Raw genomic sequence first — 16,353 nt, 5'->3', positions numbered from 1 at the left:
GGCGCGCTTCAACGAAGACGACTGACAGGACGGCGATGACTTTCTCCCTGGAACTGAGCGAGGAACAGCAGGAGCTGCGCGACTGGGTGCACGGTTTCGCCGAGCAGACCATCCGCCCCGCCGCGCGCGAATGGGACGAGCGCGAGGAAACCCCCTGGCCGATCATCCAGGAGGCGGCGAAGATCGGGCTCTACGGCTTCGAAACGCTGGCCACGTTCTGGGCCGACGACACCGGTCTGTCGCTGCCGATCGCCAACGAGGAGCTGTTCTGGGGCGATGGCGGCATCGGCATGGCGATCTTCGGCACCACCCTCGCCGTCGCCGGGATCTTCGCCGCAGGCACGCCCGACCAGCTGGCCGAGTGGGTGCCGCAGTGCTACGGCGACGCGGGCGACCCGCAGGTCGCGGCGTTCTGCTCGTCGGAGCCAGGCGCCGGTTCCGACGTCGCGGCGATGCGCACCCGCGCGGTGTACGACGAGGCCACCGATGAGTGGGTGCTCAACGGCCAGAAGGCGTGGGCGACCAACGGCGGGATCGCGAACGTGCACGTCGTGCAGGCGGTCGTCGACCCCGTGCTGGGCTCCCGCGGCCAGGCCGCGTTCGTGGTGCCGCCGGGCACCAAGGGCCTGGAGTCGCCGAGCAAGATCCGCAAGCACGGGCTGCGCGCCTCGCACACCGCCGACGTGTTCCTGGACGACGTGCGGGTGCCCGGCAACTGCCTGCTGGGCGGCAAGGAGAAGCTGGACGAGCGGCTGGCCCGCGCCCGCGAGGGCGGCAAGGCCAGCGCGCAGGCGGCGATGAAGACCTTCGAGCTGTCCCGCCCGACCGTCGGCGCGCAGGCCATCGGCATCGCGCGGGCTGCCTACGAGACCGCCCTGGAGTACGCGCAGCAGCGGGAGACCTTCGGGCGGCCGATCATCGACAACCAGTCGATCGCGTTCACCCTGGCCGACATGCGGATGGAGATCGACGCCGCGCGGCTGCTGGTGTGGCGGGCGGCATGGCTGGGCAGCAACGGCGGCTTCACCGCGGGCGAGGGCTCGATGGCGAAGCTCAAGGCGGGCCGGGTGGCGACCTGGGCGACCGAGCGGGCGATCCAGATCCTCGGCGGCAACGGCTACACCCGGGAGTTCCCGGTGGAACGGATGCACCGGGACGCCAAGATCTACGACATCTTCGAGGGCACCGAACAGATCCAGCAGCTGGTCGTGGCCAGGGCGATCTCCGGCCGGCACATCGCCTAATGGGAGCTACCGGGTCGGCCACCGGGCAGACTCGGGTCCGGTAGCGGCCAGTGAGTGAGCACTCTCGTCGCCAGGCATTCGATGCCTAAGGTCAGACCGTGCCCCCGCTGGTCGTGGGGAGGACGTGACCACTGATGGGGTGACGTGCCCGCCGAAGGCTGGCGTGAGCACTGGACCATTAGGCCGCCGGTGTTCCTCTTCCGCGCTGCTCAGGACACGATGCTGACCGTGTGGAGGGTATGTGTTGTTCGTCGGAGATGACTGGGCTGAAGATCACCACGATGTCGAGGTGCAGGATGAGACGGGTCGGCGGCTGGGTCGGGCTCGGCTGCCGGAGGGCGTGACCGGGGTTGCCCGGCTGCACGCGCTGATCGGTGAGCATCTGCCCGAGGGCGCCGAGCCTGACCAGGTCGTGATCGGGATTGAGACTGATCGAGGTCCATGGGTCCAGGCGCTGATCGCGGCCGGGTACACGGTGTATGCGATCAACCCGCGGCAGGTGGCGCGCTATCGGGAGCGGCACGGCACCTCGGGCGCCAAAAGCGACGCCGGGGACGCGCACGCCCTGGCCGACATGGTGCGCACCGACCGTCATCAGTTACGCGCGGTCGCCGGTGACACCGAGCAGGCCCAGGCCGTGAAGGTGGTGGCGCGGGCGCACCAGACGCTGATCTGGGACCGGCACCGGCACATGCTGCGGCTACGCACCGCGCTGCGCGAGTTCTTCCCCGCCGCGCTGGAAGCCTTCGACGATCTCCTCGCCCCGGATGCACTGGAACTCCTTGGCCGGGCACCGGACCCGGACCAGGCGGCCAGGGTGTCACGCGCGCAGATCACGGGCGCGCTCAAGCGGGCCCGGCGCCGCAACGTGGACGAGAAGACCACCGCGATCCAGACCGCGCTGCACACTGAACACCTGACCCAGCCGCCGGCCGTGGCCGCCGCCTACGCGGTGACGGTGCGGTCCCTGGTTAGCGTGATCACTGCCTTCAACACCGAGATCGCCGCCGTGCAAGAGCAGGTGCAGGCGTGTTTTGGCCGAGCCCGGGACGCTGAGATCTACCTGTCCCAGCCCGGCATGGGACAGATCCTCGGGGCCCGGGCCCTCGGCGAGTTCGGCGACGACGCCGACCGCTACGCGAGCGCGAAGAACCGGAAGAACTACGCCGGCACCAGCCCGATCACCCGCCAGTCCGGTAAGAAGAAGACCGTGCTGGCCCGCTTCGTCCACAACGACCGGCTCGTCGACGCCCTGCACCAGCAGGCCTTCTGCGCCCTCCGCGCCTCACCCGGCGCCCGCGCCTACTACGACGAGCTCCGCGGCCGCGGCATGAACCACCACGCCGCCTTACGCCAGCTGTCCAACCGACTCGTCGGCATCCTGCACGGCTGCCTCAAGACCCGGAGCACCTACGACGAACACACCGCCTGGGCACACCACAACCGAGACCAGCAAGCCGCCGCTTGACAAACAAAATCATGGGGTGTCTGACCTGAGCTGGTTCTGGGCCGTCGCGGGTTTCTGCGGCGGCCCGATGTCCGGAAGATCTTCGAAAGTCGCGCCGTCGGCCGGTGACAGCACCGCGGGATGTCCGAACGGTTCCTCGATGCGTATCGGCTCACCGCCTCCGGTGGTGGGCAGTAGGTCCCCGATTCCGTCCACGCGTGCTCAGGCCGCTGTTCTCGCAGTTCGGCGGCAGCACGTTCGACGACGGGCTGTACCGGGTGCACACCCAGCGCGGCGGTGATCGACGGGTACGTCGTGGACGCGTTCCCCGAGTCGGACGGGCGCGTGGCCTGCTTCGGCTTCGACTGGCTCCCAGCAGTGGGCCATCGACACCGGGGGCGGAACACCCGACGACGACGGCGCCCCACGGATCCGCGAACGCGGCGACGGCAGCCCGCCCGACGCGGTTTCCCGTGATCGTGTTCCCTTCCGAAGGGGCTCGGTGCCTCGACGCTTCGATGGTCAGCGCCACCTCGCGTCCGATGCCGCCCGGATAGTCCGATCAGGCGGGTCAATCCCCGCGCGGCAGCCGTCGCGGGCCGTGGCCGCGGACCTCGCTACGGGACTCGATCGGAGGGTTCGGGCCAGGCGAACCGTGGTACCGGCCCACCCGCGTTGACGCCGATCTCCGCACGTCGTGCCCGCCGCCCAGCCGCCGGGAGGGTCCCGAATTCACCCTCCGCCGGACCGTCCGGGATGCGCGGTTGACCATGTTTTGCCCGGATTCGCGACAGTGGCGCTCGCCACGGTGCGGAATTGCACAAACCTCGCTCGGGTTGGTGTTCGAAGGTGCACGATTTCGTGGGTCCCTGCACCACCACGACTCGGCAGGTGCACCATTGACGTTGGTCCGAACGAATGAACGTCGTCGGCGGCGGAGTAATCATCCGCTCCGGCACGCGTCACGCCAGCGTGGGACTAGCGGCCTTGCGGTGCCTGGCTACTCCAGGCGAGCTCCGCGGGGAAGGCTCGGAACGTGACGCGGTGGGCGACGACGCCGCTCGCGGCGGCCCGGCCACAGCTTCGAGAGTGAACGGGAGGGCGAAGCGGTGAAGAAGACCACCCCTGACCTGGAGACACCGATCTTCCGGGAACTGAACAAGGAGCTCGGCGAGCTGCCCGAGCTCGACATCCACGACTTCGACCAGCACGCGTTCGACTTCCTCCGCGAGTACGACGAGCAGAAGTCGTCGGCGGCGGACGAATCCGCGGAGGCGGCCGAGCCGGTCGTGGCATCGGCCGGCAGCGGTTCCCGACGCGGCGGGCGGCGGCGCAAGGGCGGCTGACCCGACTTGTACTTGAAGCGAACGGCCTGTCCGCTTCATCTAATGAGGCGAACAGGCCGTTCGCTTCATCCCACGCGCCGTCGGTGACGCCTGCCACGATGGCGCGCATGACGACGTGGCAGGAATTCGCTGAACAGGCCCCCGAACTGGCGAAGACCACCCGGGCGCAGCTGGAGGCCGCCAAGCACCACGTGCTGGCCACCCTGCGCCGGGACGGTTCGCCGCGGGTCAGCGGCACTGAGGTCGGCTGGCGCGGCCCGGACCTGACCCTGGGTTCGATGCCGGGCTCCAGGAAGGCCCTGGACCTGCGCCGCGACCCCCGGTTCGCGCTGCACGCCAACCCCGGCGACGGCTCGATGGCGGGCCCGGACGTGAAGATCGCCGGCCGGGCGGTCGAGGTCACCGGTGATGAGCAGCGCGCTTGGGTCGAAGAGGTCAAGCCGCCGAGCGAGGACTCGCACCTCTTCCGTCTGGAAGTCACCGAGGTGACCACGACGGGTGTCTCCGACGACCAGACCCACCTGGTCATCCAGCACTGGACGCCCGCCGAAGGCGCCCGCACCTTCAAACGCCGGTGAACGACCGAAGGGCACCTCCGGCCGGCTTGGCCGGTCGGAGGTGCCCTTCGGCTCGGTCAGTACGTGATGGCCATGCTGGGGTCCGACAGGAGGGCGCCGACGTCCGCCAGGAACTGGGAGCCCTGCTGGCCGTCCACGACCCGGTGGTCGAAGCTCAGTGCCAGCTGGCACACCTTGCGGGGCACCACCTGGCCGTCCACCACCCACGGCATGTCGCGGATCGCGCCGAGCGCGAGGATCGCCGACTCGCCCGGGTTGAGGATCGGCGTCCCGGTGTCGACGCCGAACACGCCGACGTTGGTGATCGTGATCGTGCCGCCCACCATCTCCGCCAGGGTCGTCTTGCCCTCCCGCGCGGTCGTGGCGAGTCGCTCCAGCGCTTCCGCCAGCTCCTTCAGACACAGCTGGTCGGCGTCGCGGACCTTGGGTACCACCAGGCCGCGCGGCGTGGCCGCCGCGATGCCCAGGTGCACGTAGTCCTTGTAGACGATGTCGCCGGCCGCCTCGTCCCAGGTGGCGTTCACGTCCGGGGTGCGACGGGCGGCGAGGCACACGGCCTTCGCCGCGAACGCCAGCGGCGTGATCTTGACGCCGCGGAACACCGGGTGCGACTTCAGGCGCTCCCGCAGCTCCATCATCGGCGTGACGTCGATGGTGAGGAACTCGGTGACGTGCGGCGCGGTGAACGCGCTGTCCACCATGGCCTGCGCGGTCGCCTTGCGGACGCCCTTGATCGGCACCCGCCGCTCCCGCCCGGCCGGTGCTCCGTTGGTGAGCACGGCCGCGCCACCCGCGGCGGACTGCACGTCCGCGCGGGTGATCACGCCGCCGGATCCGGACCCGGTCAGCGCGTGCAGGTCCACCCCGAGGTCCTTGGCCAGCTTGCGCACCGGCGGCTTCGCCAGCGGCACGTAGCCGCCCTGCTGCGACGTTTGGGAAGCTGCCGCGACCGGTTCGGGAGCAAGCGCCGGAACCTCCGCGACCTGCGCCGCGACGGGCTGCTCCCCGGCCCGGCCCTTGCGCGGGCGGCGCTTCGCGCTCGCCGTTCGCGGGCCGTAGCCGACCAGCGTGGCGATGCGGCCGTTGGACTCCTCGCCGATCTTGCCGGACTCCGCGGCAGGGGCCGCTTCGCCGACCGAGCCTTCGAGGTCGATCGCGATGATCGGCGACCCGACCTCGACGGTCTGCCCCGGCTCGGCGAGCAGCTCGCGGACCGTGCCGGCCCACGGGCAGGGCAGCTCGACGGACGCCTTGGCCGTCTCGATCTCGACGATCACCTGGTTGACGGTGACCGTGTCACCGGGCCGGACGCGCCAGCCGAGGATTTCCGCTTCGGTCAGCCCCTCGCCGACGTCGGGCAGCGGGAAATGCTTCAGTGCCATCGAACGACTCCCTCAGAGCCTGTTGGCGAACTCGGTCTCGATTTTGTCTTTGAAGCGGCGAAGCCGCTTAGCCCACCCTCGCAACCTGCACCGCCGCGGGTTCTCAGACTGTGCCCACCCCGTCGGGGTTCTTGGCGAGGCCAGCCCCGAAGCCGCGTATCGGGCATACGTAAATCGGGGATCCCGCAGTCCAGGCGGCGTCTGTAATTCCCGCAGGGGGGCCGCTACCTGCACCGCGATGCAACACGGTTTCGGAGACCGGCCATTCAGTACGTCAGCGAGCGGTCGACCGCGTCCAACACCCGGTCGAGGTCGGGCAGGTAGCCCTCCTCCAGCTTGCTGGGCGGGTAGGGCGTGTCGAAGCCCGTCGCGCGCAGCACCGGCGCTTCCAGTGAGTAGAAACACTCCTGCTGCACCCGGGTGGCGATCTCCGAGGTGACGGACGCCTCCCCAGGCGCCTCGCTGACCAGCACCAGCCGACCGGTGCGGCGCACCGAGTCGAACACCGGGTCCAGATCCAGCGGGGACAGCGTGCGCAGGTCGATGACCTCCAGCTCCAGGCCGTCCTCAGCGGCGGCGGTCGCCGCGTCTAGGCAGGTGCGCACCATCGGCCCGTACGCGGCGACGGTCACCGCCGAACCCGCGCGCACCACGCGCGAGGTGAACAGCGGGACCGGCGGCGTGCCCGGGTCGAGCTCGGCCTTCTCGTAGTAGCGGCGCTTCGGCTCGAAGAACAGCACCGGATCGTCGCACTCGATGGCCTGCTGCAGCATCCAGTAGGCGTCCACCGGGTTCGAGCAGGAGACCACCTTCAGGCCGCCGACGTGCGCGAACAGCGATTCCGGCGACTCCGAGTGGTGCTCCACGGCGCCGATGCCGCCGCCGAAGGGCACCCGCACCACGACCGGCATCTTCAGCTTGCCCTGGCTGCGGAAGTGCAGCTTGGCCAGCTGGGAGACGATCTGGTCGAAGCCGGGGAAGATGAACCCGTCGAACTGGATCTCGCACACCGGCCGGTAGCCGCGGATGGCCAGCCCGATCGCGGTGCCGATGATGCCGGACTCCGCCAGGGGGGTGTCCAGCACGCGGTGTTCGCCGAAGTCCTTCTGCAGGCCGTCGGTGATCCGGAAGACGCCGCCGAGCTTGCCTACGTCCTCGCCCATCACCAGGACCTTCGGGTCGCGTTCCAGCGACGCGCGTAGGCCCATGTTCAGCGCCTTGGCGATCGTGATGGTCTGGGCGCCGGCCGTTGTGGTCGGGCGTTCCAATGCGGGCGCGGCCATCAGCGCACACCTCCTGCCATCGCGTCGTCGGCGAAACCGGCCAGGTACTTGAGGTAATCCTCGCGCTGGGCGGCCAGCTGCCGGGTGTCCTCCGCGTAAACCTCGGAGAACATTCGCTCCGGTGGTGGTTCGGGCATGTTGAAGCAGAAGTCGCGCAGCCGGGCGGCGAGCTCGTCGGCTCCGGCGTCGACGCCGTCGAAGAAACCCTGGTCGGCGATCTGCTCGCGGACCAGGTGCACCCGCAGTCGTTCGATCGGGTCCTTGAGCTTCCAGGCCTCCTGCTCGTCGGCCAGCCGGTAGCGGGTCGGGTCGTCGGAGGTGGTGTGCGCGTCCATCCGGTAGGTGAACGCCTCGATCAGCACCGGCCCGTTGCCCTGGCGGCACTCGTCCAGCGCCCACTTGGTGACCGCGAGGCTGGCCAGCACGTCGTTGCCGTCCACCCGAATGCCGGGGAAGCCGTACCCGCTGGCGCGGCGGTAGAGCGGCACGCGGGTCTGGCGCTCGATCGGCTCGGAGATCGCCCACTGGTTGTTCTGGCAGAAGAACACCACCGGGGCGTCGTAGACCGCCGACCACACCATGGCCTCGTGCACGTCGCCCTGGCTGGTGGCGCCGTCGCCGAAGAAGACCATGGTGGCCTCGCCGTTCGGGTCGCCGACCTTGCCGTCGAAGCGCTGGCCCATCGCATAACCGGTGGCGTTCAGGCACTGGTTGCCGATGACGATCGTGTAGAGGTGGAACCGCATGCTGTTCGGGTCCCAGCTGCCGTGGTCGGTACCGCGGAAGATGCCCAGCAGCTCGGTCGGGTCGATGCCGCGGCACCAGGCGACGCCATGCTCCCGGTAGCTGGGGAACGCCATGTCCTGCGGCTGCATCGCCCGGCCGGCGCCGATCTGGGCGGCTTCCTGGCCGAGCAGCGGGACCCAGATGCCCAGCTGACCCTGCCGCTGCAGGGCGTTGCCCTCCCGGTCGGCGCGGCGGACCAGCACCATGTCCCGGTACAGGTCGCGCAACTGCGCGTCGGAGACGCCGATGTCGAAGTCGGGGTGTGTTACCCGTTGGCCTTCCGGGGTGAGTAGCTGAACCAGGTCAGCTCCACCTTCGCTCGTGGCGCGCAAACCGGCGATCACCTGCTCCCGTGTGGGTTTCGCTGCGATAGCGGCAGGGGGTCCGTCGGCGCCTTCGGCTTCGGGTCGCGTCCATTGCTCGGGGGACATGCGTGATCTCCTCGTGTCGCGCCGGTCCACCCGCTTGTGGCGGTGTAGCCCGACAGCCCCGACCGGAGCGCCGGTGACCTGGTGGGTCACCCGTTTGCTTCAGCCGGAGCGATTGGATCGCTCCCCGCCATCCTGGCACGAAACCGGCCGATTCCGTGAGCCCTGCCACAGGGATTCGGCACGGCCGCGGCACGGCCGGCGTCTTCCCGCGAGATCACCTTAGTTCGCCGCCGATCAGGCGAAAACCGCAGGTCATCGAAGTAATGGAGGTCCGACTAATGCTTTGTGGACCATCGCGGTACCGATATTGCGAAGGCGTTCCTCCTGCCGCCGCGATAGTCCTATTTACCCGATTTCACTGTTTCACCCGCGCCGGTCGCGAGATCGACCAGCAGGTGAGCCGAGATCTCCGCAGCCGCCCGCGCCGAAATGGGACAGACTGGACTCGTGGCCGAGTTCGCCAATCCGCTTGCGCTGCCCGACGAGTTGGCCCTGCTGATGTGCAAGGACAACGGGACGTACTACGTCAGCGCGAACCCGAACACGGCGACCGCCGCCGCCGAGATCGGCGAGCTGGCCCTGCGGGACCGCGTCGAGCTGGCGGGCAGGGCGGTGCGCCTGGTCGACACCGCTTCGAGCGGGCTGCCGTGGATGGACCGGTCGCTCGCGGACCTCCAGCAGCGGGCGGGGCGGGCGAACCGCCCGGTCGAGCTGAGTGGGTGGTTACAGGGCCGCACCGGCGCGTTCGCGACGCATCGGATGGTGCTGGTCGAGCACGGGTTGCTGCGGCGCGAGCACCGGAAGTTCCTGGGCGTGCTGCCCGACGACCGCTACTACCCAGAACGTGCCGCTCGCGGGGCGCTGCTTACCGAGCTGCGCGAGGTCGCTGTCGACGAGCGGCCGGTGGACGGGCGGTTGGCGCTGCTCACCGCGCTGGTCTACCGCAGTGGGCTGCTCTACCTGCTCGGTTTCGACCGGGCCCAGCGGACCCGGCTGAAGACCATCGCCGAGGCCGAGGACCTGGGCAACACCGTCGGCACCGCGGTCACTGCGGCGCTGGTGGCCATCACGGCGGTTCCGGCGGTGATCGTGGTTGCTGGCGGATGAGGCGCTCCACGCGGCCAGCTCCGGATGCGGCCAGCTCCGGATAAGGACGTCTTCGGCCGCTGGACGGCCAGGAGGGCTTCGTATTACTGAGCACCCCCACGACACCTATGACCTGGTACGCCAGGAGCGGGCTGGACACCCGCTCAGCTCGCCGAGGCCGCCGAGGTGCCGGCGACCGAGGTCGCCCCGCTTCGAAGCTCAAGAGATCGTGCCCGCGGGGCCGCTGGCGATGCGCTTCCTCGCAGCGATGGGCTGACGACTGCGACATTCAGCCACGTGAAGCCGGTTTCGCTGGGAGAATGGGCGCATGACCGCGCTTACCCTGCCCGAAGAGTTCGTACTGCTGCTCCAGAAGGACAACGGCTCGCACTACTCGACGTCCGATCACACCGGGGCGGCGGAACTCGGCGAGCTCGTGCTGCGGCACCGGGTCGAGTTCGCCGGCAAGAAGGTGCAGATGGTCGACGCCAGTCCGAGCGGCATCGGCTGGCTCGACGAATGCGTGGCATTCCTGACGCGGAAGGCCGGCGCGGCGAACAAGCCGGTGGCCGCGACGAGCTTCATCCAGCACCGGCGCAGCGTGCGCAAGGTGCACTGCGCCGCGCTGGCGGAGCGGGGCTTGATGCGCTGCGAGCAGAAGTCGGCGCTGTTCATCCCGTACAACAAGTACTTCCCGGACCCCGCGGCGCGGCAGGCGTTGATCGGGGAGATCCGCAAGGTCGCCCGCGACGAGGTCGAACTCGACAACCGGCAGGCGCTGCTCGCGGCGATGGTGCACGCGACCGGCCTGGTCCGATCGCTCGGCCTGGAGCGGGCCGAGCGTAAGCGGTTGAAGGAGATCAGCAAGGGCGAGCAGCTCGGCAAGGCCGTCGAAGCCGTGGTCGCCGCCGCGACGGTCGCGATCGCCGCCGGCGCTGCGGCCGCGACCACCGCCGCCACGACGGCCGGCAGCTGAGGACTCGATCGTGGAACTGATCCTGCCCGAGGAACTGATGTTGATCGGCCGCACCGCCGCCGGACACGAGTACGGCGGCTCGTCGACCAGACTCGCCGTCGCCGCAGGCGTGATCGGCGAGCTGGCCCTGCAGCGCCGCATCATGATCGACGGCAGCTACGCCTTCGTCACCGATCCGACCGCGACGCGGCACCCGCTCCTGGACCAGCTGTTCGGCGAGCTGGTCCAGCGGCGCACGGCGATCCGGCTGACCAGCTTCTTGAGGGAGCAGGCTCGCCTGTACGAGATGTGGCTGAACCACCTCATGGCTGGCGGGCTCCTCCGGCCCGAAGCGGCCAGCGGGTCGTTCGCCAGCACGCGCTACGTGCCGGCCCCGAAGGTCCGCAATTCGGTGCTCTCGCGACTTTGGTACCTGCTGAACGGCTGGGCGAAGCAGGATCCGCGCACCGTCGCGCTCGCCGGGATCGTGCACGGCAGCGAGCTCGGCGACGACCTGATCCCGTTCCCGGCGGACCGGGCGACGCTGGCCGTCTTCGGACAGCGGGACCCGATCGGGCAGGCGATCGGGGCGGTCCACATCGAAGACCGGTCCGCCGCGGCGGGCATGCCCTTCATGGTCGTGTCCATGCCCGCTACCCCAGCGAGCTGCACGCCTCTCGGGGGCTGCTGAGCAGTTCCGGCAATCCACGACGACCAGGTCGGAGCGGGCATAGGATCGCGGCGTGGATCGTGCAGCCGTAGCGAAGAACGTTGACCAGGCGTGGGACGAATCCGTCCTGCCGAGCCTCTCCGAGCTGGTGAAGATCCCGGCGATCTCGCCCGCCTTCGACGCCGGGTGGGCCGCCGCCGGGCACCTCGACGCCGCCATCGAGCACCTGCGGGCGTGGATCGCGGCGCGGGACATCGCCGGCGCGAACATCGAGGTCGTGCGGCTGCCGGAACGCACCCCGCTGCTGGTGGTGGACATCCCGGCCAGCGAGGGCGCCCCGGACGAGACGGTGCTGCTCTACGGCCACCTCGACAAGCAGCCGCCGCTGAGCGGCTGGTCCGAAGGGCTCGGGCCGTGGACCCCGGTGGTCCGCGACGGCCGGCTGTACGGGCGCGGCGCCGCCGATGACGGCTACGCCGGGTATGCGGCGATCACCGCGATCGAGGCGGTCCGAACGCACGGCGGCGCGCACGCGCGCTGCGTGGTGCTGCTGGAGACCGGCGAGGAGTCCGGCAGCCCCGACCTGCCCGCCTACCTTTCGCACCTGTCCGGCCGGCTCGGCAACGTGTCGCTGGTGGTGTGCCTGGACTCCGGCGCGGGCGACTACGAGCGGCTGTGGCTGACGAACTCGCTGCGCGGCATGGTGTCGCTGGAGGTCAAGGTGCAGGTGCTCGAGAGCGGCCTGCACTCCGGCATCGCCAGCGGCATCGCGCCCAGCTCGTTCCGGGTGCTGCGGCAGCTGCTCGATCGGCTGGAGGACGCCGCGACCGGCGAGATCCTGGTGCCCGAGCTGAACGTGCAGATCCCGGAGAACCGGGTCGCCGAGGCGCGGGCGGCGATCGAGGCCGCGCCCGGTCTGGTGCGCAACGTCGTGCCGTGGCCGGAGGGTTTGCGTCCGGTCGACGAGGACGAGGTCGAGCTCGCCCTGAACAGCACCTGGCGGCCGACGCTGTCCGTGATCGGCGCCGACGGACTGCCCAAGCCTGCGGACGCGGGCAACGTGCTGCGGCCCTTCACGACGTTGGTGCTGAGCTTCCGGCTGCCGCCGACGGCCGACCCGGAGGCGGCGCTGCGCGCGGTCCAGGAGCGGCTGACCACCGACGTGCCGTACGGCGCGAAGGTGACCTTCGGGCACTCCGAGGCCGGGCTGGGCTGGAACGCGCCGGACCCCGCGCCGTGGCTGGCGGCGGCGCTGGACCAGGCGAGCGACGAGGTGTTCGACGCCGGCTGGCGGACGATGGGGCTCGGCGGCTCGATCCCGTTCATGGGCCTGCTGCACAACGCCTACCCGGACGCGCAGTTCCTGGTGACCGGGGCGCTCGGGCCGGACAGCAACGCGCACGTGCCGGACGAGTCGCTGCACCTCGCGTTCGCGGCCAAGGTCACCTCGGCCGTGGCCTACGTCCTCGACGCCCACGCCCGCCGCTGACCGCCGCGATTTCAATGGAAATCGAACCTCTGATTTCCATTGAAATCGCACTGCGATGGGGGCTGGGGTGGCCGTTCGGGAGCTTTCGGGGGTTACCAAGCGCCACGGGGCCCGGTCGGTGCTCCGGGGCGTTGATCTTGCCGTGCAGGACGGTGAGTCCGTCGGCATCCTAGGCTCCAACGGGTCCGGGAAGTCCACGCTGCTGCGGATCCTCGCCGGGGTTTCCCGGCCGTCCGGCGGAACCGTCACCGGGCGGCCGCGCACCGGGTACGTGCCGGACCGGTTTCCCGCCCGGCAGCGGATGAGCGCCCGCGCGTACCTCCGCCACCTCGGCCGGATCGGCGGATTGTCCACTGCGGAGGCTTCGGCTCGGGCCGACGGGTGGCTCGAACGGTTCGCGCTCGCCGGTGGCCCGGGTACGCCGCTGCGCGAGCTCTCGAAGGGCAACGCGCAGAAGGTCGGGCTCGCGCAGGCGCTGCTGTGCGAGCCGGAACTCCTGGTGCTGGACGAACCGTGGTCCGGCCTGGACCCCGATGCCCGCATCGTGCTCACCGAGGTGATCCGCGAGGTCTCGGCGGCCGGCGCCGCCGTCGTGTTCACCGATCACCGGCCGGAAGTGGTCCACGCGGTCGCCACGCGCTCGCACCGGCTCGCCGACGGGCGGCTCGAACTCCTCGATGCCGAGGTCGAGACCTGCCGAATCGTGCTGTGCGGCGGCGAAGCCGTGGACTGGGCCGCCCGGCCCGGCGTGCAGGCAGTCCAATCAGGACGGTCGGAGCACGAACTTGTGGTGGCCGTGTCCGAGCGGGAATCCTTGCTGCTCGAGGCGATCCAGCAGGGCTGCGCGGTGCTCGCGGTGGATTCGCGGGTGCGGGAGGGCAGCCGATGATCCCGCTGGTCCGCTACCAACTGGCCGTGCTGGGCCACTCGCAGCGCTACCTGCCGCCGGTGCTGCTCTACGTCGGGCTGCTCGCGATCTTCTACAGCAACAACGATGGCCCCGCGCTGCCCGGTTTCGCGGTTACCGCGGCCGGGCTGCTGATCGTGGCGGGTTGGTTGACGATCGCGCTCGTCGACGTGGAGGACGCCGTGCAGCGCACGGTCACCCAAACCCACGTCGGCTCGACGACCCGGATGCTGCTCGGCACAGTGCTCGCGGTGTTTCTGTGCTCGGTCGGGCTCGCCTTGCTCACCGTCGCCTGGGCTGAGATCTCGTACGGGCTCGGCTACTCGCCGACTGATCTCGGCGTGGGGCTGCTGGCGCACGTCGTGTGCGCCTCGTTCGGCATCGCCGTCGCCCTGCCGTGCTCCGGGCTGGTCGTCCGGCGCATCGGCTACACGGTGATCGCGGCGGCAGCGCTGTTCGCGATCGCGTTGCTGGCGAAGTGGATTCCGCTTGCCTTCCCGCTGCTCCAAGCGCTGAGCTCGGGAGCGGTGAGCGCGGCGCTGCTCATCCGCTCCGCGCTCGTCGCCGCGGGCATCCTGATCGCCAGCACGCTCCTGGTCACGACCTGGTACGTCCGCCGTTCCTAGCGGCAAGTGGTCGGTTCCGGCCCCTGCGCGCAGCCAGTTCAGCGCTTCGGGATCAGGATCCAGAGCACGATGTAGATGATGAACTGCGGTCCCGGCAGCAGGCAGGACAGCAGGAACAGCAGGCGAATGGTGAACGGCTTCGTGCCGAACCGATCGGCCAGACCGGCGCACACGCCCGCGATCATCGCCTTCTCGCTCGGCCGGGACAGGGGCATTCGGTACGTCGTCATTTCTCCATGTTCGCCGCTACGGCGGCGCGACGCGTCAGGGAGCGACCCCGAGATTCCCCTGACCCAGGTCATCCCGCAGACGTAGTCCCACGGGCGTACCCCGAACGTGCCGGTGCCCGCTCGGCCGGGGGACCGAGCGGGCACCTCGCAGTGCATCGACGGAGCGCCTCTAGGGCGGAAGAAGATCACCGCCTCGACGCTAGGTTCTGCTCCCCGGATGTGGACCGTTCCTTGCCCCAACGGGCGATGCTGGGTAACACGAACCGGTCGCGTGTTCCGTCCAGGATGCCGCCGCTCGGGTCGTCGAAGGCGCCCGGTTCGCGCCCGCCCCGCATCGCGAGGGCCGCGCGGACCTTGTCCCGCTCCGGCCGAACGATCTCGAAGATGATCAGCACGCACAGCGCGACCACCATCGCGTCGCGGATCACCACCGCGCCGAGGAACCAGCCCTCCGGCAGCCCCTTGTTGCCGGTGCCGAGGTAGTAGTACATCCGCGGCGCCCACACCGCGGCGTCGATGATCATCCAGCTCAGCAGCAGCCGCCAGCGCGGGATCGCCAGCACCGCCAGCGGCACCAGCCACAGCGAGTACTGCGGGCTCCACACCTTGTTGGTCAGCAGGAACGCCGCCACCACCAGGAAGCACAGCTGTGCCAGCCGCGGCCGGGTCGGCGCGGCCAGCGCCAACCACCCGACCCCGAGGCACCCGACCAGGAACAGGGCGAGGCTGACCGAGTTCAGCACCGTCGGCGTGGCGCCGTCGCGCAGCGGGCCGTCGAAGCCCGCCCAGCCGGTGAAGTGCATCAGCACGTTGTAGAGCGAGTCCGGATCGGCCTGTCGTTCGTTGTTGAGCCGGAAGAACTCCCGCCACCCCACGGGGTAGAGCACGAGGATCGGCACATTGATCACCAGCCAGGCCACTGCGGCGGCCAGCACCGAGCGCAGCGCGTCCGTCAGCTTCCCGGCCCGCCAGGCCAGCACCAGCAGCGGGCCTAGGAAGAACAGCGGGTAGAGCTTCGCCGCGCCGCCGATCCCGATCAGCACCCCGGCCAGCACTGGCCTGCGCCGCGCCCACGCGAGCAGCCCAGCAGTACCGAAAGCCGTGGCCAGGGCGTCGAAGTTGGTGAATACGTGCACGAAGACCAGCGGCGACACCGCCGCCAGCGCGGCGTCCCAAACACGTCGGCGGCACAGCAGGACCATCGCCCAGATCGTCACCAACCAGGCCGCGGCCAGCCAAAACGTCGAGATATTGAAGTACAGCACGCTCGTCAGGGCGGGGGGCAACCAGCCGAAGCTCGCCAGGGTCGCCCAACCGTCCGCGGCCCGCGCGTTGATCCACTGGAACAACCCCGTCAGCACCGGGTACTCCATGTACCGGACCTGCTGCTGCGGCGTGCCGGGGTTCTCCAACCACGAGGTCTTGTACGGGAAAGCGGTGTCCGGCGCGAGATCACCCAGGCCGTAGCGCGGGATGATGTCGGTGTAGCACATCGCGGTGTACTGCTTGCTGTTCCGCCAGTCCAGCTGCGGTCCGCGGTCGGTCTCGTAGGTGACCTGGCAGGGCGCCTTGAACAGCCATGCGGCGGCCAGCACCAGCACCGCGAGCAGCAGGATCACCCGCAGCGGCGTCCAGAACCACTGCCGCCCGACCTGCGCGTGCCGCCCGAGCCGACCGCCGAAGGGGAGGCTGAGCTTCTGCGCCAGCGGCTCGGTCCAGGTCGGCGAGACGCGCTCGGCCGGCCCGAGGGAATCGCTGTCCACCGCCGAGCTCACACGGCCGCCGGGGGACGGCGGCGGTTCGGTGCTGGCGGGCTCGGTCGAGGTGGACACGACCGGATGCTACTTGGGCCGGACAACGCGGAGGGGCACCCGCCGACTCGCGGGTGCCCCT

The 16,353-nt window shown here is 70.0% G+C and carries 15 protein-coding genes; 10 read left to right on the top strand and 5 right to left on the bottom strand.

Annotation, left to right across the window (positions count from 1 at the left end; translation table 11 throughout):
* The first annotated feature begins 35 nt into the window (after positions 1-35).
* The 4 genes from DL519_RS30545 (at position 36) to DL519_RS30530 (ending at position 4,615) form a co-directional block, all read left to right on the top strand.
* Positions 36-1,244: an acyl-CoA dehydrogenase family protein gene (locus tag DL519_RS30545; protein WP_190819937.1), complete on the top strand. Its 1,209-nt coding sequence runs from the start codon at positions 36-38 to the stop codon at positions 1,242-1,244.
* A gap of 241 nt (positions 1,245-1,485) precedes the next feature.
* Positions 1,486-2,712: an IS110 family RNA-guided transposase gene (locus DL519_RS30540; RefSeq protein WP_190812993.1), complete on the top strand. Its 1,227-nt coding sequence runs from the start codon at positions 1,486-1,488 to the stop codon at positions 2,710-2,712.
* A gap of 1,088 nt (positions 2,713-3,800) precedes the next feature.
* Positions 3,801-4,037, top strand: a complete 237-nt coding sequence (locus DL519_RS30535) for a hypothetical protein (protein WP_190819935.1) — start codon at positions 3,801-3,803, stop codon at positions 4,035-4,037.
* 107 nt (positions 4,038-4,144) lie between these two features.
* A complete protein-coding gene (locus tag DL519_RS30530) occupies positions 4,145-4,615 on the top strand; it encodes a pyridoxamine 5'-phosphate oxidase family protein (RefSeq protein WP_190819933.1) in 471 nt (156 codons plus the stop codon).
* 56 nt (positions 4,616-4,671) lie between these two features.
* Here the strand turns inward: DL519_RS30530 and DL519_RS30525 are convergent, their stop codons facing one another.
* The 3 genes from DL519_RS30525 to pdhA all read right to left on the bottom strand — a co-directional run bounded on the left by DL519_RS30525 (position 4,672) and on the right by pdhA (position 8,497).
* A complete protein-coding gene (locus tag DL519_RS30525; RefSeq protein WP_190819931.1) occupies positions 4,672-5,997 on the bottom strand; it encodes a dihydrolipoamide acetyltransferase family protein in 1,326 nt (441 codons plus the stop codon).
* 266 nt (positions 5,998-6,263) lie between these two features.
* Complete coding sequence (locus DL519_RS30520) at positions 6,264-7,280, bottom strand: alpha-ketoacid dehydrogenase subunit beta (RefSeq protein WP_190819929.1); 1,017 nt, start codon at positions 7,278-7,280, stop codon at positions 6,264-6,266.
* Entirely contained in the window at positions 7,280-8,497 is a 1,218-nt protein-coding gene (gene pdhA, locus DL519_RS30515; protein WP_190819927.1) for a pyruvate dehydrogenase (acetyl-transferring) E1 component subunit alpha, read from the bottom strand. The genes DL519_RS30520 and pdhA overlap by 1 nt, the downstream gene beginning before the upstream one ends.
* A 429-nt stretch (positions 8,498-8,926) precedes the next feature.
* On the opposite strand from pdhA, the gene DL519_RS30510 reads away from it, so the two are divergent.
* The 6 genes from DL519_RS30510 (at position 8,927) to DL519_RS30485 (ending at position 14,230) form a co-directional block, all read left to right on the top strand.
* Entirely contained in the window at positions 8,927-9,604 is a 678-nt protein-coding gene (locus tag DL519_RS30510) for a GOLPH3/VPS74 family protein (RefSeq protein ID WP_190819925.1), read from the top strand.
* A gap of 307 nt (positions 9,605-9,911) precedes the next feature.
* A complete protein-coding gene (locus tag DL519_RS30505; protein ID WP_190819923.1) occupies positions 9,912-10,559 on the top strand; it encodes a GOLPH3/VPS74 family protein in 648 nt (215 codons plus the stop codon).
* Between the two features lie 10 nt (positions 10,560-10,569).
* Positions 10,570-11,229, top strand: coding sequence for a GOLPH3/VPS74 family protein (locus DL519_RS30500; protein ID WP_190819921.1), 660 nt, complete (start codon positions 10,570-10,572; stop codon positions 11,227-11,229).
* A 52-nt stretch (positions 11,230-11,281) separates the two neighbouring features.
* Complete coding sequence (locus tag DL519_RS30495) at positions 11,282-12,697, top strand: M20/M25/M40 family metallo-hydrolase (protein WP_190819920.1); 1,416 nt, start codon at positions 11,282-11,284, stop codon at positions 12,695-12,697.
* 55 nt (positions 12,698-12,752) lie between these two features.
* A complete protein-coding gene (locus DL519_RS30490) occupies positions 12,753-13,586 on the top strand; it encodes an ABC transporter ATP-binding protein (protein ID WP_190819918.1) in 834 nt (277 codons plus the stop codon).
* Positions 13,583-14,230: a hypothetical protein gene (locus DL519_RS30485; RefSeq protein WP_190819916.1), complete on the top strand. Its 648-nt coding sequence runs from the start codon at positions 13,583-13,585 to the stop codon at positions 14,228-14,230. The genes DL519_RS30490 and DL519_RS30485 overlap by 4 nt, the downstream gene beginning before the upstream one ends.
* Before the next feature lie 38 nt (positions 14,231-14,268).
* Here the strand turns inward: DL519_RS30485 and DL519_RS30480 are convergent, their stop codons facing one another.
* Both DL519_RS30480 and DL519_RS30475 read right to left on the bottom strand, forming a co-directional pair.
* Positions 14,269-14,445, bottom strand: coding sequence for a PspC domain-containing protein (locus DL519_RS30480; RefSeq protein WP_190824310.1), 177 nt, complete (start codon positions 14,443-14,445; stop codon positions 14,269-14,271).
* Positions 14,446-14,645: 200 nt separating this feature from the next.
* Positions 14,646-16,292 (bottom strand): glycosyltransferase family 87 protein, encoded by a 1,647-nt coding sequence (locus DL519_RS30475; protein ID WP_397544990.1) that lies wholly within the window; start codon positions 16,290-16,292, stop codon positions 14,646-14,648.
* Positions 16,293-16,353: the final 61 nt, after the last annotated feature.

Source organism: Saccharopolyspora pogona (assembly GCF_014697215.1).
GTDB classification, from domain to species: domain Bacteria; phylum Actinomycetota; class Actinomycetes; order Mycobacteriales; family Pseudonocardiaceae; genus Saccharopolyspora; species Saccharopolyspora hattusasensis.
The sequence above is the reverse complement of the archived record's forward strand: the minus strand, read 5'-3'. Positions and strand labels throughout refer to the sequence as shown.